Source organism: Undibacterium sp. JH2W (assembly GCF_049340425.1).
GTDB lineage: Bacteria > Pseudomonadota > Gammaproteobacteria > Burkholderiales > Burkholderiaceae_D > Undibacterium.
This window is the reverse complement of record NZ_JBMPOT010000006.1, coordinates 16,116-36,363: the sequence shown is the minus strand read 5'-3', so window position 1 is coordinate 36,363 and position 20,248 is coordinate 16,116. Positions and strand designations below refer to the sequence as shown.

General features: G+C 46.9%; 19 protein-coding genes. 16 read left to right on the top strand and 3 right to left on the bottom strand.

The genetic code is table 11. The features are described 5' to 3' along the window. Positions 1–73: 73 nt before the first annotated feature. Both ACO0LC_RS09795 and ACO0LC_RS09790 read right to left on the bottom strand, forming a co-directional pair. The gene (locus ACO0LC_RS09795) at positions 74–1,291 is read right to left on the bottom strand and encodes a hypothetical protein (protein WP_423002480.1); all 1,218 of its coding nucleotides are present in this window, start codon (positions 1,289–1,291) and stop codon (positions 74–76) included. Positions 1,292–1,560: 269 nt separating this feature from the next. After that, positions 1,561–2,763, bottom strand: coding sequence for an FAD-dependent oxidoreductase (locus tag ACO0LC_RS09790; RefSeq protein WP_423002479.1), 1,203 nt, complete (start codon positions 2,761–2,763; stop codon positions 1,561–1,563). A gap of 94 nt (positions 2,764–2,857) precedes the next feature. Here ACO0LC_RS09790 and ACO0LC_RS09785 point away from each other — a divergent pair, with 94 nt between their 5' ends. Further along, entirely contained in the window at positions 2,858–3,661 is an 804-nt protein-coding gene (locus ACO0LC_RS09785; RefSeq protein ID WP_423002478.1) for an AraC family transcriptional regulator, read from the top strand. On the opposite strand, the gene ACO0LC_RS09780 is transcribed toward ACO0LC_RS09785, so the two are convergent. Beyond that, entirely contained in the window at positions 3,652–7,200 is a 3,549-nt protein-coding gene (locus ACO0LC_RS09780; RefSeq protein ID WP_423002477.1) for a CHASE domain-containing protein, read from the bottom strand. The two genes, ACO0LC_RS09785 and ACO0LC_RS09780, sit on opposite strands and share 10 nt — an antisense overlap. 790 nt (positions 7,201–7,990) lie before the next feature. On the opposite strand from ACO0LC_RS09780, the gene ACO0LC_RS09775 reads away from it, so the two are divergent. From ACO0LC_RS09775 to ACO0LC_RS09705, 15 genes are all read left to right on the top strand, one after another. Beyond that, positions 7,991–9,361: a hypothetical protein gene (locus tag ACO0LC_RS09775; RefSeq protein WP_423002476.1), complete on the top strand. Its 1,371-nt coding sequence runs from the start codon at positions 7,991–7,993 to the stop codon at positions 9,359–9,361. Beyond that, entirely contained in the window at positions 9,358–9,633 is a 276-nt protein-coding gene (locus ACO0LC_RS09770; protein ID WP_423002475.1) for a hypothetical protein, read from the top strand. Before ACO0LC_RS09775 ends, ACO0LC_RS09770 begins: the two co-directional genes overlap by 4 nt. Positions 9,634–9,636: 3 nt before the next feature. Further along, on the top strand, positions 9,637–9,921 hold the full coding sequence (locus tag ACO0LC_RS09765) for a hypothetical protein (protein WP_423002474.1): 285 nt from the start codon (positions 9,637–9,639) through the stop codon (positions 9,919–9,921). Further along, the gene (locus ACO0LC_RS09760; RefSeq protein WP_423002473.1) at positions 9,918–10,493 is read left to right on the top strand and encodes an aspartyl/asparaginyl beta-hydroxylase domain-containing protein; all 576 of its coding nucleotides are present in this window, start codon (positions 9,918–9,920) and stop codon (positions 10,491–10,493) included. The genes ACO0LC_RS09765 and ACO0LC_RS09760 overlap by 4 nt, the downstream gene beginning before the upstream one ends. Beyond that, positions 10,490–10,945: a hypothetical protein gene (locus ACO0LC_RS09755; RefSeq protein WP_423002472.1), complete on the top strand. Its 456-nt coding sequence runs from the start codon at positions 10,490–10,492 to the stop codon at positions 10,943–10,945. Before ACO0LC_RS09760 ends, ACO0LC_RS09755 begins: the two co-directional genes overlap by 4 nt. Position 10,946: 1 nt before the next feature. Further along, positions 10,947–12,581, top strand: coding sequence for a hypothetical protein (locus tag ACO0LC_RS09750; protein ID WP_423002471.1), 1,635 nt, complete (start codon positions 10,947–10,949; stop codon positions 12,579–12,581). A gap of 435 nt (positions 12,582–13,016) precedes the next feature. Further along, complete coding sequence (locus tag ACO0LC_RS09745; protein WP_423002470.1) at positions 13,017–13,292, top strand: hypothetical protein; 276 nt, start codon at positions 13,017–13,019, stop codon at positions 13,290–13,292. Then, entirely contained in the window at positions 13,285–13,767 is a 483-nt protein-coding gene (locus ACO0LC_RS09740; RefSeq protein ID WP_423002469.1) for a glycoside hydrolase family 108 protein, read from the top strand. Before ACO0LC_RS09745 ends, ACO0LC_RS09740 begins: the two co-directional genes overlap by 8 nt. Next, on the top strand, positions 13,760–14,182 hold the full coding sequence (locus ACO0LC_RS09735; protein WP_423002468.1) for a hypothetical protein: 423 nt from the start codon (positions 13,760–13,762) through the stop codon (positions 14,180–14,182). The genes ACO0LC_RS09740 and ACO0LC_RS09735 overlap by 8 nt, the downstream gene beginning before the upstream one ends. A gap of 74 nt (positions 14,183–14,256) precedes the next feature. Further along, positions 14,257–14,502, top strand: coding sequence for a hypothetical protein (locus tag ACO0LC_RS09730; protein ID WP_423002467.1), 246 nt, complete (start codon positions 14,257–14,259; stop codon positions 14,500–14,502). A gap of 200 nt (positions 14,503–14,702) precedes the next feature. Beyond that, positions 14,703–16,286 carry a pesticin C-terminus-like muramidase gene (locus ACO0LC_RS09725; RefSeq protein ID WP_423002466.1) on the top strand — a complete coding sequence of 528 codons (1,584 nt, stop codon included), beginning with the start codon at positions 14,703–14,705 and terminating at the stop codon, positions 16,284–16,286. A 2-nt stretch (positions 16,287–16,288) separates the two neighbouring features. Further along, a complete protein-coding gene (locus ACO0LC_RS09720) occupies positions 16,289–16,801 on the top strand; it encodes a hypothetical protein (protein WP_423002465.1) in 513 nt (170 codons plus the stop codon). A 669-nt stretch (positions 16,802–17,470) separates the two neighbouring features. After that, a complete protein-coding gene (locus tag ACO0LC_RS09715) occupies positions 17,471–17,869 on the top strand; it encodes a hypothetical protein (RefSeq protein WP_423002464.1) in 399 nt (132 codons plus the stop codon). A 156-nt stretch (positions 17,870–18,025) separates the two neighbouring features. Next, entirely contained in the window at positions 18,026–19,027 is a 1,002-nt protein-coding gene (locus ACO0LC_RS09710) for a hypothetical protein (protein ID WP_423002463.1), read from the top strand. A 125-nt stretch (positions 19,028–19,152) separates the two neighbouring features. Next, positions 19,153–19,701 carry a hypothetical protein gene (locus ACO0LC_RS09705; RefSeq protein WP_423002462.1) on the top strand — a complete coding sequence of 183 codons (549 nt, stop codon included), beginning with the start codon at positions 19,153–19,155 and terminating at the stop codon, positions 19,699–19,701. Positions 19,702–20,248: the final 547 nt, after the last annotated feature.

The window sequence follows — 20,248 nt, the reverse complement described above, 5'->3', positions numbered from 1 at the left end:
GCAGACCAATGATTATGCTGACCATGACGCGTAGCGAAGCGTCATGGTATCTATGCGGGCTGGATCAATTTCTTTAATGTGCTGATGCAGGCACGGCGCGGAATGCTGCGACTTGATTTGACATGATTTTTATTTCGGGAAGTACATAGCTGGAGTTCGTGGCGGTGAATGTGTAGCTTTGGTAGGCCGCAGCGGCGTTGGCGTTGAAGGCGGAATTGGGGATAGCTGTCAGTGTATTGTATTGATACACATTGTATTTAACCCCGGCGGTCAAACCGTATACGGTTGCGATCAAGCTCAATGGGGCTGCTGCTGGCGCGGTATTCGCCCCTTTGGTGATTGCCGGGTTTTCGTAATTCAAGTCGGTAGCCAGGCGTACTGGTACGGTTTCGTGATTCAGGTCGATGACACCGGTGATTGCGACGGCGGCATTTTGAGTGCTGCTGTTGCTATGCAAGGCAAGTGAGTATGGTGGTGCAGTTGCGGCGTTCGCCTGGGTGCGTGTCATCTGGAATTTGTCGAAGCCATATTGGAACAGATAAGCAGCGGCGACTGGTGGTGCACTGGTCTGATTGGGGTAGTTGATATTGTTGGTGCCGCTGTTGTCGCTGAGCTGCAAAATATCGTCGGCATAATAAGTCTGGTTCAAGCCGGGTACCAGGGGGTGGTTGGAGGCGATGCCATTGACGGGCACGATGTGGTCGTAGCTGGAAAAGCCAGCAGAGGGATTGCTTCCAGGCTCATACCAATTGACATAGACACCCATGATCACTGGATAGCCTGCCAGGACATAGCCCTTGACCCAGGCCAGGTATTGGTTGGTGGTGACTGTGTTGGCCTGACCATTCCATTCAATGGCATTCAGATGCATATTGGCTGCTGCCGTCAAATCATTGACAGCAACGAGTAGCTGGCTACTGACGTCGTTTTGATTCACGCCCGGTGTGGCGGCAGCCCGTGCGGTGTATTGCGATACATACTGGCCATAATACAAACCGGCACTGATGAAGGCGACTTCACCACAATAACCATAATTGGCATTCCATTGATGGCGTGGTGGGATCGCCAATGACATGGCGTAGGTAGCGCCGCTGGGCGGCTTGGGGGAGTCAGCAGGCACCGGCCCATGCAAGATTACCGGGACAAGACCGGCACTGATTTGGTTTTGACTGCTGGTATCTGGCGCAATGCTGACGGTACCAGCGCTGTTGCTACTGCTGCCGCCACCGCATCCAACTAATATCGTTCCGAATAAACTGACTAACAGGACGCTGGTGATTTTTTTATTCATGATGTCTCCGTATTGTGCGTGAATTTTTTCATTGCACTTTTTTTACAGCATATGCAAGCAATTGCGCGGTAGCGATTATGCAATGTTTTAGCTGTTTAGTGAGAAAAAATAAACGCAACAGAATGCATTGGAGATAAGCCATGTATTTCTTTACTGGTGTTAAAACCGAAGTAGCGTTAAAAAAAATGCAGCAGCGCGGGCATTGCTGATGCTTAAATTGAGGTGCTTGAATTGCATGGCTGGCCTGGATGTTTGTTTGATGGATGATTTCAGTTTGCTGACTTGTCTTTGCTGCCAAATAATTGCTTGCTGCCTTTTTGTGAGGCCAGCAGGGCGGCAAAGCTGTGTTGTCTTACCTGGTCTTCATAGCTTCTGATGGCGTGTTCTGCTGTGCTGACGCCTATATATACCTGCTGGATAGCGGTTACCAGGGCGGCGGCATCATGCAGGGCGGAATTGGCACCCAGACCGCTGGCGGGGCTCATGGCGTGGCTGGCATCTCCCAGGGCGGTGATGCCATGCGTGTTCCATACGGGCATGTCGCTGGCTGTCCTGATGGGTAGCAGGGCCAGTGCTGCTGTGGGTGTCAGTTGGAATAGTGCTTGTAATCCTGTGGCCCAGTTTGCTGTCGTCTGCGTCAGGCAGTTGTGTATGGCGAGTGAGGTCGCGGGGAGGCGCTGGTCATTGTGCAGGCCAAAGCTGGAGCGTTTGCCTATCAGGGCCCAGTAGATGTAATCTGCTCTGGGGCTAATGCTGGTGTCGTCTGCTTGCACATCATCGCGGAATAACATGGTATCTACGACGGCTGCTATTTCATGGGCAAAGATGATGGAGGTGCCGGTTTGTAATTGCACGGCTACTTGCTGGCGCACATCATCGCTATATGCGGTTTTGCCATAGATGCAGATGCTGCCTGTGTCTTGTGGGACCAAGTCGGGAAAGCGGATATCACGGACCCTTGAATGCACGCCATCGGCGGCAATGAGTATATCGGCCAGGCTGCTGCTGCCATCTTCAAATTGGGCGAGGATTTTGCCATCGGCCTGTTCGCTGTAGCCAATCAGGTTTTTATTGAAGTGCACATGCTCTTGTACGCCACTCAGCAAGACTTGGCGCATGCTGAGGCGGTCGGCTTTTAGATCTGGCACAGTATCTGCGCCAGCTTTGTCATGCTGCCAGTCTTTTACCCATTTGTCTGTCAGAGTCTCAAGTTGTGGATTGAGGGTGTTGACCTGAGCTGAAGGCAGGGCGCAGGTGTGCTGGAACAAGTCATACAGCGCGGCGGGCAGGCAGGAGGCAAGTGCAGTCTGGCCAAGCTGGTCTATACGCAGACGATAACCCTGGCTGCGGCTGTCAGGTGCGGCATCTTTTTCATGGACTTCAAAACTGATGCCATGTTTTTTCAAGCCTAGTGCCAGGCAAAGGCCGCCTAGTCCGGCGCCTATGATGCAGATGTGGAGAGGAGTCTTCATTTTTTATCCAGGTTGATTTGTCTTGCGCCAATTATTGGACAAAAGAGAGAATGCCTGATAACGTTGTTTTGACAATAAATAATGAATTCTTGCCATGAGATTAAATTCTGTTCCTGACTATAGTGACTGGGCTGATGGCCCACCCTTGATTGCCTTGCGCAGCGAGAATGGGGCGGATGCCGATCAGCAGTTTTTGCTGGGAACGCGGGAATATGACTGGCACAGCCATGTTCGCGGGCAGGTGTTTTGTGTGGAGAGTGGGCTGGTACATGTGCGCACCAGGCATGGGTCGTGGTTGCTACCGCCTCACCGTGCCGGCTGGATACCGCCAGGGCAAGCGCATCATGTGAGCGTCAGTGGGGCCATGAGTGGTTGGAGTGTCTTGTTGACTGTGGCAGCCTGTACCGCTTTACCGGCCCAGCCCTGTGTCATCAGTATTAATGCGTTGATGCGCGCCTTGGTGGCGCGTGCGGCGAGCTGGCCTGCGGTAGAGGAGCTGAGTCGGGAGCAGACGGCGGTGATCACGGTCTTGCTGGATGAGTTGCGTCAGGCACCGCATGAGGCCTTGCATTTGCCCATGCCTGCCAGCCATCGCTTGCGAGAAGTGACTACGGCGATACTGGCACAACCGGGGGGTAGCCTGGGTTTGCCTGAGCTGGCCAGCCTGGCCAGTATGTCTGTGCGCACACTGAGCCGTTTGTTCCTGGCTGAAACAGGCATCAGCATAGGGCAGTGGCGTCAGCAGGCGCAGCTCTTGCATGCGCTGGAACGTTTGGCTGCAGGTGAAGCGGTGGCTACGGTTGCGGATGCCCTGGGTTATGCGACACCGAGCAATTTTATTGTGATGTTCAGGCGTCACTTTGGGCAAGCGCCTGGCAAGTATTTTAGTCAGGCTTGATGGGTTTCTTGCTGGCTACCGGTTTCAGCATCGACTGGCAGGATAAAAAAGAATTCACTACCCTGACCTATGACGCTGGTGAAGCCGATTTGCCCGCCATGGTGTTCTATGATGGCTTTGGAGATGCTGAGGCCCAGGCCAGTGCCACTTTTTTTATGGAAGTCGGAAGTGATTGCCTGGGCAAATTTCTGGAAGATGCGGTCACGGAATTCATCGGCTATGCCTATACCCTGGTCTATGATGGCGACCCGCAGTTGTCCAGCCTGGGAACTCAGGAGCACATCGACGCAAGCCCCCTGGGGTGAAAATTTGGCGGCATTTGAGAGCAGGTTGATGAGGACCTGGGTGATGCGGTCGGTATCTATCCTGACGAGGTCTTCTTTAACCTCTGTCTGGAGCCTGAGGCTGACCTGGTGTTGTTCTGCATAGGCGCTGGTAGCGGCGATGGCTTGTTCCAGTACGGGGATCAAATGTACTTGAGAAAAATTGAATTCCATCTTGCCTGATTCTATTTTTTCGACATCGAGAATGTCATTGATCATCCTGACCAGGCGCTGGCAATTCTTGGTGGCGATGTCGAGGATTTTTTCGGCACTTTCAGGCATTTTCCCTAGCGCGCCTCCCATCAGCAAGCCTAACGCGCCACGTATGGATGTCAGTGGGGTACGCAATTCATGCGAAACGGTGGATATGAACTCGTTTTTCATGACTTCGACTTTTTTGCGTTCGGTGATATCGTAGGCAATATTGAGGAAGCCGGAAATTTCTCCCTGGCTGTCTTTGAGCGCTGTCACCGAGAGCATGACAGGCAGGTGGCTGCCATCTTTGCGCCTGTATGTCCATTCGCTTTCATCTGCCATGCCATGCAGTGCACGCAGGGCAAACACGGCAAACCCTGCTGTTACGGGAGTATCAAATTCCAGACTGAGTTTGGTGGCGCGATTCGTCAGTTCGGCGGGTTCATGCAGGCTGACTGGGGTTTGCAAGCCTATCATTTCTTCTGCGCTATAGCCGAGCATGAGTTCTGCGCCTTTACTCCAGACTTGTATCAAGCCTGTAGTGTCGGTGGCGATGATGGAAAAATTGGCGCTGTCCAGGATGGCATTCTGCAGGGCGGTGGTCGCAGCCAGTTGGGTGTTCAGGGCGAGGATGGCTTCTTCGGATTTCTTGCGTTGGCTGATGTCAGTACCTACTGTGCAGACGCCGTAGATTTCACCCGACTCATTACGCAGGGGAGTGAGCATGAGGATGTGGGTGGTGTTGATACCAGCTGCTGTCACGGCGATTTCTGTGCGGCGTATTGTCCCGGTCTGGATGACTTCATCCGACATGTGCATGTATTGCTCAGCTTTATCCCTGGGGAATAGGTAATACACACTGGTGCCAACCAGGCTGGGGATATTGGCAGGTTTGAAGAGCCTGTCATATTCTTTATTGGCGTAGAGATAATTGCCATGCTTGTCGCGCAGGCAGACGGCTGATGCGGTGCTGTCCATGACTGCTTGCAGCAGCATGAGGTTTTCATATTGGGCAATTTCATCACGCTTGCGCTGGGTGATGTCGGTTCCTACACCGCAGGCTCCAAAGACTTCGCCATCGGCATTGATGAGGGGAGAACGGACGACGAGGTAAGTATGCATGCCATCTTTTTGTTGCACCATGGCTTCGGTGCGCAGGGCTGTCTTGGTGGCGATGACGGTTTGTTCTGCACTACGGTATTTCCTGGCCAGCTCAGGCGGAAAAACATCTTCTATGGTCTGGCCTATTAATTGTTCACGTTTCATCTGGAAGACGATTTCGTATTCCTTGTTGATGTAGAGATAGCGTCCATCAAGATCACGCACGTGGATATAGGATTCTGTGCCTTCCATGACGGTTTGCAGCAGCAAGCCGCTGCGTATTAATTCTTCTTTGCTGGCTTGCAGTTCCAGTGTGCGCTGCCTTACTTTATGCTCAATATGAAAGGCGTTGCCACTGACGACCAGCAAATACACGCTGATGAGGCTGCTAAAGAATAGCCCGCCTATCAAGGTGGCCCAGGCGGACCAGGAATGATGTAACTGCCAGTAGGCAGGAGAGGGCTGTGCCAGGAATTCAAATTGATGATCGCCAAACTGGATGAGGGTGCGAAATCCAGGGGCTTTCGGCTGCTGGCCCAGGGTGTTGTAGACATCGGCTTTGTCGGGGGGACTATTCAAATCACGCAGGCGGAACAGGACCTGGGCGCGTATTTCATCGGAAAAAACATGTCTGACCAGTTCATCGACTTGCAGCACGCTCAGCACGACACCACGAAAAGCGGCACGTCTTTCTTCCAAGGTCGAAGGCGAGCTGTTACGCGTATAGACTGGTGCAAAAATCAGACTGCCAGTGACATCTTTTGCCCTGTCCGTCCGAATGATGCTGAGTGGCGACGTGGTGCTGAGATGGCCAGTGTCCCTGGCTCTTTCTATGGCGGCCCTTCGACCTGGTTCTGAGTAGAGATCAAATCCCAGGGCCGGGCGATTACCCATATAGGGCTCGACGAATTCAACCGGCAGATAAAACTCACGCTCTTTTGCGGGACCGAATAGTTGTTTGTTGATGCTCTGACTGATGCTGAAAGTGGTATGGCCTTCTGCCTTGAGTCTGGCTTCATAGGCTGGCCTGTCACGGAGCATGACCAGGGGTGCCCAATCGACGGCGATGATGGTGCTTTCTCTCTCCAGGGTAGTGCTGACAAAGCTGTGGAAATCGGTCCTAGTGACATGATCTGAGCTGGCAAAGAAGCGTTCCATATTGCGCAGCAGCTCGCTCTGGAAATCAAATCTTTGCTGTATGGCTTGCACCATGCGGTTCGCTTCAGTTTTAAATTCTTGTTTTTGTCGCTCAATTTCCGAATCGCGCACATACAGAAAGACGGCAACCACGACGGATAGTGTCAATAGCAAAGGCAGCCCCACGTTGTAGCGGCGTGATTGCCAGATGGTACGCGGTTGGCCTATCAATATCATGACGAGCGGAGCGACGATGAGGACACCGAGGATGTCACCTATCCACCACGTAAGCCAGTTACCAAACATGTCGGCAACTGGCAACAAACCTAGGCCGAACAGGGAGATAATGCCCACACTGGAATTGACCAGGCAACCAACCGGGCCGGCCAGTAACAGGAAGAGGGCAACATGACGTTCATCATCAAGTGCCGCGGGGTAGCCAATAAAGCGTTTTAGGAGATAGGTGCTGGCCATTGCCTGTAACATGGCGCCAGTGGCAACCAGGAGCGCAAGTTGTATATTGGCTGCAGTGAGTTGCCCCTGGCTTTCCCAGCCTATCCATAGATTGAAAATACATGAGCCGAGAGCGACGCCAGGCAACAGGCGGTAACCGCGTGTTAATACAGCGGTAACGGCAATCCCTGCCGGTGGAAAGACGGCAATGGCATAACCGGGAGGAATTGCCAGCAACAAGGCTATACGTCCAAACAGGATGTAGACGAAAACCAGTAGCAGATTCCTCAATACCAAGGATAAGACATTGTTCAAGGATGATACGGGCAAGATACCTGGCTCCCTAGAATGAACACCTTATAGCGAAAAATTTGCTTTGAATAATTATATGACTGAAAGCAAGCCATTGTGATTTTATTCATCATGGGCTTGGTAGATTTAGTGTTGACTGAGCCCTTGTCTTTTTGTAAGCTTGCTTGGAAAGATATCGAAAAAATTGATAAGGAAGAAAAATTTGAACTGATTAAATAATCAGTATATAGTGTTGTTCAGGGCGAGTTGCGCCCTGTTACAGGACACTAGCATCCTCCCAGATAAAAACCATAAGCCCTGCTTTATGAAAAGCGGGGCTTATGGTTTTTAATCGATTGTTTTTATTACTTATTTTAATTTTTTAAAATTTGTATCTGGCTTGTTTCTGAGTTGTTGTTTTTTGCTTTTACTGCCTGCAATAAATCAATAAGAAAAATTTGTACTGATTAAATAATCAGTGTATAGTGTTGTTCAGGGCGAGCTGCGTCCTGTTGCCATTTTGTAGTATCCCTCAGATAAAAACCACGAACCCTGCTTTGTAAAAAGTGGGGTTTTTGGTTTTGAGCGGCAGGATTTTTCTTAAATATCTGCTCTGTGTTTTCAGGAAATTTCCTGGTAATGTTCAAGCTTAAGAAAAATTTGCACTGATTATATAATCAGTATATAGTTCTGTTCAGGGCGATTTGCGTCCTGAAGAATTTGATTTGTTAGATTTAATCTGGCCCCGCTACTGTAAAGCAGCGGGGCTTTTTGTTTTCTGCGCGTTGTTAACGAATTTTGTGGATGAGCGCAGAAATTCGACAGAATTGTGCTGCACGACATGCTCGTGCTGGCGCTCAGGCTTTTATATCTGTCTGCCTCGAAGGCCTATGCTGCGACTTATTCCACTGGTTCCGTGATACACACTGATATCTCGCATGCCACACCACGCACAGGAGTTGTGAACCAGTGGACACATGCCTTGTTATCCGGTTTGCCTGTGGTGAATACAGGTGATACCTCCAAAGTGCCTATGACCTGGGACTTGAATGTGGCTAACAAATTTATTGATCTGGTCAACTGGCCAGCCAATACCTATTGCAAGTCACTGCGGACTTACAAGAATTTTTTGGTGGCTTTGAATGTGACTGTTGCAGGAACAAATAAGCCTTTCTTGGTGAAATGGTCGCATCCTGCCGACCCTGGCGCATTTCCGTCCACATGGGATGCTGCAGATACCACCAAAGATGCCGGTGAGGCTAATCTTGCCGAAGCCATCAGCCCTATCGTCGATGGCTTGTCATTGCGGGATTCCTTCATCATCTACACTGAAAATTCTACTCATAGAATGGATTATGTTGGTGGACAATCGGTATTCAGGTTCTCAAAAATAATGGGCATGTCTGGTATGTTGAACCGTAACTGTGCAGTAGAGTTTGATGGCTGGCATTTTGTTGTTACAGGTTCAGACGTCATTGTGCATGATGGGCAAACAGCGACATCGGTATTGGATAAACAGACACGCAGATCATTCTTTCAAAATATTGATGTCGCGAACCGGGGTTTGGTATTTTGTTTTAAGAATCCTTTCCTGAATGAGATTTATCTGGCTTATCCATCCATAGGTGCAACGGCATGTGATACGGCCATGGTATATAACTTCGTTGATAAAACAGTTTCATTCCGTGATTTACCTGGCATCAATCATGCCAGTTACGGTTCAGTGTCAACTGATCTTGGGGGAACCTGGTCGCAAGACGCTGATTCATGGGATTCTGACTTGACCTTCTGGAATGGCCCAGACTATACCCCGGATTCCGCCCGCGTCCTGATGGCATCCAATGACATGAAACTATATATGCTGGATGCCTCTGCAAGTTTCAGTGGCAGCATACCACCAGCTTTTCTTGAACGTCGTGGGCTGTCGTTTGATACACCGGAAAGTATTAAATTTATCAAAGGCATCAGAGCCAGAATATCCGGCAATCCCGGGCAAACCGTGATCATCAGTGTAGGTGCCGCGACCTCACCGTATGCAGATCCAACCTATACGGATGTGACCTACACTATAGGCTCAAGCGTAGCCAGTGACCTATTCGTTTCAGGGCGCTATATTGCAGTGAAATTTGCTACAGGCACTTCATTTCAATGGCGGCTCGACTCTTTCGATTTTGATGTTGAAACTGTGGGGGCATGGTGAAAGCCACTAATTTGGGGAGCGCTAATTATGTTCCCGCGACATTACCAACAGACGCTGCCGAATTGCAGCGTTTTTTTATATCTGAACTGCAAAGAATATCAGCTGCTATTAACTTGATAGGACTGGGGCATCTGGAAAAAACAACGACGGCTCCAATCAAGCCCAGGGACGGCGATATTCGCTATGCAGATGGTATATCGTGGAATCCTGGGGTGGGCACTGGAATTTATTACTACAAGGGTGCAACATCGGCCTGGGTACTTTTAGGATAAAGAATGGATACTTTACTTGGCAATACTCAAGGGAGAGCCCGTATAGGGTTGTTGAATCAAATTGAAAGACGTGACTCACAATCTACTCCAAACGGATTGCAATTGGCTTTGCAATTAATGCAAAGTCCAAATGCAAAAACAGCACAAGGGATTATAGAAACGCTTCATAAAATGCAAAACCCAGAAGCTAAGAAATTTGAAAAATTATTATCCGCTGCGCAAGGAAATCCCGAAATTTTAAAGAAAATGGCTGAGTCGGTAATTCAACAATTAAGTGGAGATATATGAGTATGGAAAATTTTATGTGTATAGCTCAGGGGGCTGACATAACACCGCTAGCTTTAGCAATAAAAAGACGTCCGGAAATTTGGAAAGAAGACACCTATTTGCGGGATTATCCACAAGGACCATTTGGGGAAATTGAATCAATTATGCTTCGTTTTCCTGTGAAAACCGTTGCAGAAACAGAAGAAGAATTACAGAACGCACTTAGCAAATATGATCAGCATGAAAGCATAGATTACCCAGCATATAAATTACTGCCAGAAGCCAAGGCATTAATAATGTCACTAATGGCTCGTGTAGGTGGCGAAAGGCTGGGAAGATGTATGATTAATAAAATAAAACCTGGCGGAAAAATATTTCCACATGCTGATACACCTTCGCATGCCGAATATTATTCCAGATTTCACATTGTGCTTCAATCCGCTCCTGGAGTAGTGTTCCGCTCAGGAAATGAACAAGTCTATATGGCTATCGGTGAAGTCTGGTGGTTCAACAATAAGCTTGAGCATGAAGTAATAAATAATAGCGCAATTGATAGAATCCATTTAATCGTTGATATCAGGACCTCCAGATGATTACTTGTCATGTTGAATCATTTACAGAAATGCTTGCGGAGTTAAAAACACTGCTTCCATTGCATTATGAGGAATTGGCTCTTGATAAAAAGCACGTACCACTGTCTCCTCAATATGACATCTATAGGCAGCATGAAGAATCTGGAAAATTGCTATTTGTAACATTGCGCGAAGCTGGTGAAATGATTGGCTATTTTATCGGGATGGTGTCGCCAGGACTTCATTACAGTACATGTTTGACTTGCATTATGGATATCTTTTACGTACGCAAAGATAAACGTATGGGAACTGCAGGGATCCGTCTATTCAGATTTGTTGAAAAAGAATTGCGTAGGCGTGGCGTTCAAAGATGGTTCATGGGTTCAAAAATTCACGCTGATGCAAGTGCTCTTTTTAAAAGGATTGGTGCCAGACCGGTAGAAATATTTTATAGCAAATGGTTAGGAGATTAATATGGTTGCAGCAGTAGTAGGGTTAGCAACGGCGGCCTCCTCAATTTATTCCGCCAGCAAATCTGGTGGAGGAGGGCAACAAACACAAACAACTCAACAGCAACTCGATCCGCGCATTACGGCGATGCTGTTTGGATCTGGTGAAAAAACCTTAAAAACAGGTGCCAAGCCAACTGGCACGGATGAAAATGGCAAACCAACTTATGCTGAGTCTGACTATAATCAACCGACTCAAGGCTTGTTGTCACGCTATCAGGGTTTGCTTGATAAACCTCAAAATCCTGGCTTGCAGTTATCTGGTACTGCTGCGGATAATTACGTCGGCGCAAATAGCGCATATGATTTCGGGCAGCAACGTATGACAGCGCTGGGATTGATGAATGATTCGTTTTCAGCGCCGCAGATGAATGCCGCCCAGGGTTATGGCGCACAAGGTATCTTTACCAACCCGATGATGGCGGCGCAAGGCTATGCGCCAAATGGCTACAATGCCGAACAGGCGCGTGTCTTTACGGCAGCACCTGCAGCACAGATCAATGCGCCAAGTCAAAATGATTTGAACTTGAATCCAGCTCTGGGTAATATCATTAATGGCGATCTGGGAAATAACCCCTACCTTGCTGGTGCAATTCAAAAAGGCTTGAATCAAAGTTCAGCAAACTTCCAGAATCTCAAGGATGACATGCTGACCAGCTTCCAGCAAGACTTGCTGCCATCCATTCGAGGTGATGCCATCGTTAATGGCCAATATGGCGGCTCACGCCAGGGCCTGGCGGAGGGTAAGGCAGCAGATTCCCTGACACGTAATATGACGCGTGCATTGTCTCAGGTAGGGCAAAATCAAACTGATGCTGCAGTGCAAGCGCAGGCGCAGCAGTATGCGCAGGACCGCCAAAACCAATTGTCCGCAGCCATGGGACTATCAGGTCAGCAATATGGAGTATCCGGCGCGAATGCTGCTGCTACAAACCAAGTTAATCTTGCCAATGCTGGCATGATTAATCAGGGTAATCAATTCAATGCCAACTCAGCAAATCAGGCGCAGCAACAAGCTTACCAAGGTTTGCTGAGTACCTTGATGCAGAATTCGCAATTCCAGCAGCAGGCAAATTCTACAAATTACCAGGGAAATCAGCAAATGAATTTGCAGAATCTGGGCAATCGCCAACAAACTAACATGCAGAATCTGGCGAATCAGCAACAAGCCAATCAATACAACACTGGCATGCAATTCAATACTCATCAATTGAACAGTCAGAACAGGGCAACGGGTGCGGGGCTACTTGGTAGTGTGCAAAATAATGCCTATAACCAGGCTCAGAATGCCAACGACTATCTGATAAATCAAGCAGGTAAAATTAATGGCTTACTTACCCCATATATTGGTGCAAATAGTGGCTCAATATCAAGTTCATCCCTTTATCAAAACCATGGGACGAATGTGCTTGGTGGCGCTTTGGCGGGAATGCAGTTGTTCAAGCAATTTGGTAGCGCGTTTAACTCCGGCAGTACAGACAGAAACCAAGGCGCTAACAACCCTGGCGCTGATAGTAATGGCTGGGTTGATTGGTCTAAATTCAGCAATAGTGATAATCCTGGTGCTGGTGCCAACGGATGGGTTGACTGGTCAAATTAGAGGAAGAGATATCGAGCTGCCGCACATATAATTGAGCAGCAAGGATAGTCCGCAATCTAAAGAGATACCACAGTCAATCCTTCTCCACTTTTTCTTTGCTGGCGTTGATTTTGCCAAATTTCGTTGTAGGCATTGAAGGAATTGGGATTTTTATAGAAAAAATAGACAAATCCTGTTTTTCGCCCTTAGCTGTAGTTTCATCTAAAAATTAACCCGCTCAGGCGGGTTTTTTTACTTTTAATGGGTTTCGTACACATTGTCATTCCGGGCATGAGAAATCGATTAAAAATTGAATGATATCCAGTTCTCATTGGCCTGCATTTATTAGTGTGTCGCATCGGCCACTTTTTTAGATCACTATTTATGCCTTGTCTCCAAGATAGCAAAAAATTCATCATCAAATTTTTACAAAAAATAGTTTAAAGAAAGCCCCGCATGAAAATACCTGATCACGCCGAAACTGCCGCCAGCCAGGTGGCAGAGGCGATCACCAACAACCCGAAAACTGCATTGGCCGTACCGGCAATCACCACTGCAATCGCGCCCCTGACCTCGATTGCTGAAATACAAGGCTATCTGTCAATAGCTTCGATGGTCGTTGGTATCGCCATTTCACTCATCCTGTTGCGCCAGCGCTGGGTCAGCCTGAAAACCGCAGAAATTGAAAGGCAAGAAGCAGAACAACGATGGAAAGAACATCACCATGAATAATTTTGAGCTTTGTATCAGTCCCATACTGAAAAATGAAGGTGGCACCAGCAATCATCCCTTGGACGCTGGCAAACTCACGCGGTTTGGTATCAGTCAACGAAGTTACCCCAAGCTCGATATTGCAGCACTTACGGCAGAGCAAGCCAAGGCACTCTACAAACGCGATTTTTGGGATGCCAATCAGCTGGACCAATTACCGTTAGCTGTTGCCTTCGAATTTTTTGACTGTGCAATTAATTGCGGCGCAGGTACGGCAGCAAGATTGCTACAACGTGCTCTTGGCATAGCCGAAGACGGCATCGTTGGACCTATCACCCTGGCAGCTGTTGGAAAAATCAATGCCGACAAACTAGCCAGGCGCATGCTGGCTCACCGCATACAGTTCTATACCAAACTATCCAATTGGCCGACTTTCGGTGCGGGTTGGGTCAATCGCCTGGCAAACAATGTTTTATGGGAGACCGATCATGTTTGAAAAAGTCAATGCAATCGTTAATCTTTTTCGCAAAGGCAGCGAGGTCAGCAATGTCGAACTTTGGAAAAACGGTGGTATCTCAGTCGCCGCCCTGGCAGCAGCATTGGGTGCGCTTGCTCAATTCGGTGACGCAGTTGGTATCCATTTGGCCATCACCTCAGAACAGCTCAATGGCCTAGCTATTGGCGTCGTCAGTCTTGTTGGCGTTGTGCTCCCTGTCATTACCTCTAAAAGAGCCGGCCTATTGCCAGCAAAGGCAGGGCAACCCGCTCCAATCGAAGATCATAGTTTCATCGGCAGCGTGCCAGCAATACCCGCAACTATGGCAACAGGCGCACTGCAGCACCAGTATGGCACCGCCATTGTTGACAGCGACAACCCGCTTGCCGGGCTCGACACCACATTCCGTGGCTGACTCGGCCCGCGACTACGACAACTCAATCGACGGCATCACCCTGAAATATAAATGTCAATTTTAAAGGACAAACCATGCTGCAAATAGCCGCAACCATATTGCAAGTCATCAGTTTTCTTGCTGAACACAAAGAGCAGGTCAAGAAGCTGATACTCGACATAGAAAGCCTGATCCCTGCGACACCAGGCAATAGCAAGGCTCTGATCATACGCAATTTCATCGCCACCAGTCTGAATGTGGAAGCGCAAATTGAGCAAACCTGGCCTTTCGTCAATGGCTTGTTTAATGAGCTGGTCGCTACGACCAAACGTCCGAGCTAAATCCTAACAGTGATGTGAGCATTGAGACCGGGTTCCGGTTCACAGATTGCCACCCTCACTACGTAAGAAAAATTCTCTACCGCCGTTTTTACAAATATATGCCAACAGGCAGCACTCTGTGCGTCTGCTCTGTTGGCACTTTTCACCTAAACCACCTGTGATATGCAAGTGCATGCCACAACCAGTATCAAGAGAATGACATGGTATATAAACTTTACGAAGATGATTCTGATTTTTTTGATCTGTATAAAAATTTAAAGCTTGATGAAGATAATAGTTGCTTGAATGAAATGAACACACACAGGTTTGACCCAGGTATGCTATCTGGCTATGCAGAGACACAGCCTGACTTTGGTGAAAGATTGCCCCGCTCTGACAATGGCAATGCACTGTTTCCTGCCATATTGCGTGACCGGGGAGCGATAGATGACGATGCTGAGTGGGCCAAGTCCAACTTCTTGCGTTCCGAAAAATCTGGATATGAAACAGGGGACTTTGACACGCGAGACCTGAATGGCGCTGGTGACAGCGTGTCAACCCTGTTCAAGAAAAACTATGGTTATACACCAAGTGCCGGTGAGTTGAATCAGTATGCCAGTCTGATCAAATCATCTGCGCCTGATGAATTCTCTGCGAATATAAGGGATAGTGATGCTAACTTACTTTCACGCATGCATACAGATCAACTAAATGAGATGGAAGGAACGCCTCAGGCAAGAGGGCTGCTATCGAAATTTTCCGGAAATGACAATGATCGTGAAGAGGCCGGATTCGACAAATTGATAAATGGATACTCAGAGAAGGAGGACTCAACTGGAAACTCGGAATACGATCAATCCAGACCGGGTCAGGATGATATGAAGAGGGAAATAGACTTGCTCAACAGACGCACGAACACACTCGCGAGTGATTCAAAATCAGGCGTTATTTCTTCCAATGGCAGAGATTATTATTTGACGATGCGTGATCCGAATGGTTTAGGCATTTATCAGAATATGGATGTGGGGGCTTCACTTCCTGAAGGCCGGCGTTCTGATCAAGGTACCAATGTTGAAGCGATGCAAAAAGTGGTTGTTACTGGAAAGCCAATGTCGGATCAGGAGAAAGAGAATTACGACAGAGAGCAAATGCAATTGTCCATGCAAAAATATAGACCACGCGAGCAAGCACAGTCAGGAAATAATTCAAATTCTCTGCTTAAAGTTCCGGCCGGGCAAATTACATTTAATGCAGAGGGGAATGATGTTCCAAAGTCCCAATTTTTTACTCGCACATTACATCACCCAACAGCCGGTTCCGGTGTCACTATTGGACGAGGCTACGATATGAAAGAGCGTACTCCAGAACAAGTAAAACAGGATTTAATATCTGCCGGACTGAGCCAGGAGCAAGCAGAAAAATATGCTAGAGGAGCGACACTGAAAGGTGAAAAAGCTGAACAATTTGTAAGAAATAATCGAGCGGCATTTGAGCCTTTGCCGCGTGATGTTCAAAACAATTTATTTTCAAATTTCACTTATCCAACTTACGTAAGTGCAGCAAAAAGAAATTACCAAAAATCCATTGCTGGCAACCCAAGCGCAGTGCCATGGAATGATCTGGACGATAAAGTGAAAGATATTGCGATAGATTTTCAATACCAACAAGGTCGTATATATAACAGCCAAATGTCTGCCATCCAATCAAATAATCGCGATATCCTTGTTAGAAGTATAATAGATGATCCCCGGACACTTAAGTATGAACAGGGTAGACAACGTTCGGCATATCTCAGGAGAAATTGAAAATGGATGAAGGGCGCAAGTTAGTTGTTACATCGGTAATTGGAAAGATGGCATTGAGTTTTTTTCTGTTGGGCCATTATGGTTTGAGTATGGCAAAAGACAAGTTGGACGAACTGGAAGGAACTTATTCAAGCCCAAGCAGTGAATGTTCAAACTTCAATGCAAAAAAAAATAAATTTGCGTCTTGCAAGAAAGAATTCAATGACTGCCTGGTGATTAAGAAAATTAATCAAGAAAAGGCAAATGTTGAAATCTTTAGCACGCAAGGTTTGCAGCACACTTGCTCTGTAAAATCCGAGGCAAAAATAGTCAATGGAGAACTCGTCTTATTTTTTGACGAAACAGAGGATTCTCAACGTCTGCATTTTATTTCAAATGGGGCCGGAATTATCCTGAAGCAGGATGTCCCTCCTGGGCAGCACAGCGAGAATTGTGGTGCACACGCAAGTTTTGACGGGTTAAAGTTTAAAAAAATAAGTAAGGCTGTAAAAGCAAATAGTTGTTTTTCGGGATAAATGTAGTGGGGGGGATAGAATGAATATTATCCCCCCTTTCATGCTTACTCCTTATCGCAGCTGTCATCAAAAATAAATATCGTGATGAGGTCTGTATTCCTGATTTCTATTCACTCAATTCTTGATTAAACCTGCATTCAAAAACACGTTTTCAGCTGGTATATTTTTTCGATCTGACGTCGATAGAAGATACAAGCTTCATTTTTGTATTTTAGCGTTCTCAACTACTGTGCAAAAATACTGCTAAAGCACTAGTGTGGTGCCGCAATTATCGACAGCAACAATCCGCTTGCCGGGCTCGGTGGCATCTTCTTGGCTGGCCCTGTTTTTGGCAGATATTAAATCAATCAATGGCATTGCTATGATGCGTTCTCAGCGACAGCTGACATTGGCAAGGTGACCCTGAGTATACCTAATTCCACTGCCACAAGCCTGAGGGTGGCAGCAAAGAGTGGGCAAACCCGGCCTTTTGCCTGCGGCCTATCTAATGACCTGGTCGCGCCTTTCAAATGGCTTGACTAAATAAAATATTTTCAAAGTAAGACCAGAAAGAGGCTACCCGAGCTTGGGTAGCCTCTTTTTTTTATCAAAAATTAACGCTGTATTGATAGCTATACATAGATCCAGAAAAGGACAGGTATTGCAATTTCATTTTATAAGGAAAAAACAATGGCAAATTTCCAAAGAATTTTTGGCGATGATGGACTTCCATATCTCATCGATGCATCACGCGTAGGAACGAATGAAAGTAATTCTCCATGGAGTATTGGTAGTGATGATCTTGAACTCAGGTCAGAGCCACCACCATTTTTTCGTGGCATTGATATGGATTTTGGTTATGGTCAGGACATGGCACGTTTCAGAGAGGATACAGCGAGTCGCCTTGGATCAATGGGCGCGTCATCTGATTTAACTGATTTGACGAGATCGAATTTTCTGCAAGCAGAAAAAGCGGATTATCATGATGGTGATTTTGACCGTTATGGTTTTAGCGCATCGGGTAATAAATTCGACCAGGATACTCAAGGTATTCAACAGAACCCTGCCTATTTGAAGGGGGCCAGGTGATTGGTTCGAAGTGAAAACTCAAAATTCACGTCAAATTCACCCTCGCTAAAAAACACTGACGCATTACTTCCCTATGATACTGCTTTAGATAGTGGCATTGCCGTGATTGATCGCGGGGCTGATAACCGCGGCTTGCTCAACCAGGCAGAGATACGCATGCTCCCGCGTTACTACTCAAATTTTCCAAGTCAGAAACCCGGTCAAGTATATAGCCCGCATCTCGATTGGAATGATGTCTCGGATTTTTATGGCGATAAATTAAATGCGTTTAAAAATGGAATTTCTGATACGTTTGAAAACATACCAAAAATTCCATCGGCGATAGGTGCCATATTCAGTGACCCGCGTTCTGTATTTGTGGATGGTGGAAAACGCATGCAGGATGAGCAGCGACGTGCCTTCATTGATGCAAGAAATGGAGACTTTAGAGCGGCCGGAGAAGTAGAAGGAAAACAATTGGGTTCAGCACTTGCTGACAGTGCTATTGGCTGGGGTGTGGGAAAGACACTAGGTTTTGGTGTGCAGTCAGTCAATGCTATACGGCGCGCCAATATAATTGCAGCGCAAGAAAAAAAGATGATCGATGCCGAAAGAATTACAAATAATTTCGGAGCAGATAGTGGATATGAGCCATATGAATATTCATTGTTTGCTACACCTGGTACCAAGGAATTGACAGCAAAGATTACAGACCCTCTTTTGCTATATGGTCATGTTGGATATAGCTTTGATCGCGGAAATACAATACATGGTCAAGGCCCGAACATTGTGAGTAGTATGGAGAATGCAGGGGCAAAATTACGCAAAGGGGAAGTTTTCCCCGGCATTATCAATGATGACAAATTATTTTTTCAAGAAGCGCTAAAAAGTGAGCTTCAAGCTCGTGGTAGATTGGGTAAACAGACTGTATATAAACTGGATTTGCCTATCACGCGTCCGCAATTGGAATTGGCACAACAGCTCCATAATTCACGTGGCGTTGGAGTGCCGTTACCTGAATTTCCTTATTCATTTAAGCCTGGAGGCGTTGGTCAACCTCCATATAATTGCGCAACATATCCGGCAAGCTTGGGACTACCGATTCCTGAAAATTCAGGTACACTCTTGAAGTATATTCCCAAAATGATTGACTCAGGCGCCACACCTTGGAAAGAATAAGCTAAGTTTTTTTATCGTGAATAAAGTTGAAAAAAGCTAACATGGAAAAAAATGGAGTGTATGTAACGGCTGGTATAAAGTATGCCTTTTAAAGCAAATATTCGTATTTTGTAGGAGCAAGATTAATGTTTCTATTTATTAATTCTTTCAGGAGTTTGCTCAAATACAATGATCTCGTACTCGCGAGGCTTCCACATGTGGGGAACAACGAGAGTATTCTGGAGCTGGGGACTGTCTACAGAACTAAATATTTGTTCAGGCATCGTTATTTTAGCTTCGGGCATGAGCAATTGGAAGTCCAAGGCTGTGGTAAAGCTGGATGGAGGGAATTGCCGAGTTATAGTGGTGAGCTGGGATTATTTTTTCTTCATAGAACTGGCCATGATACAGTCCGTGCAAACTACCATATTCCTGTAGAAGTACACGAGGACGGTGTTTGGTGTTTGATACATCAGACACCCGTCTGGAAATACAGAGACGTGCCTATACTATTAAAATACAAAAGCAAGCCAGATTTCTCAAGACTTGATAAAGATGGGCAACCGATTCATTTTTGGGTTAAGTTCTCAGCGCTTGAAGCCTATCTCAAAAATATGATAGTGGATATCGACAAAAAGAGTTATGAAGAATTCGATATTCAGCCAGTGAAATCATGGCTAGGGGCGGAAGTGTGATGTTTCGTGCCTATTTCCAGTCAGCTTCTGGCGCTTACTCTTTATCGTAACTGTCATCAAAAATAAATATCGTGATGAGGTCTGTATTCCTGATTTCTATTCACTCAATTCTTGATTAAACCTGCATTCAAAAACACGTTTTCAGCTAGTATATTTTTTCGATCTAACGTCGACAGAAGATACAAGCTTCATTTTTGTATTTTAGCGTTCTCAGCTACTGTGCAAAAATACTGCTAAAGCACTAGTGTGGTACCGCAATTATCGACAGCAACAATCCGCTTGCCGGGCTCGGTGGCATCTTCTTGACTGGCCCTGTTTCTGGCAGATATTAAATCAATCAATGGCATCGCTATGATGCGTTCTCAGCGACAGCTGACATTGGCAAGGTGACCCTGAGTATACGTAATTTCACTGCCACAAGCCTGAGTGTGGCAGCAAAGAGTGAGCAAGCCCGGCCTTTTGCCTGCGGCCTATCTGATGACCTGCTCGCGCCTTTTAAACGGCTTGACTAAATAAAGTATTTTCAAAGTAAGACCAGAAAGAGGCT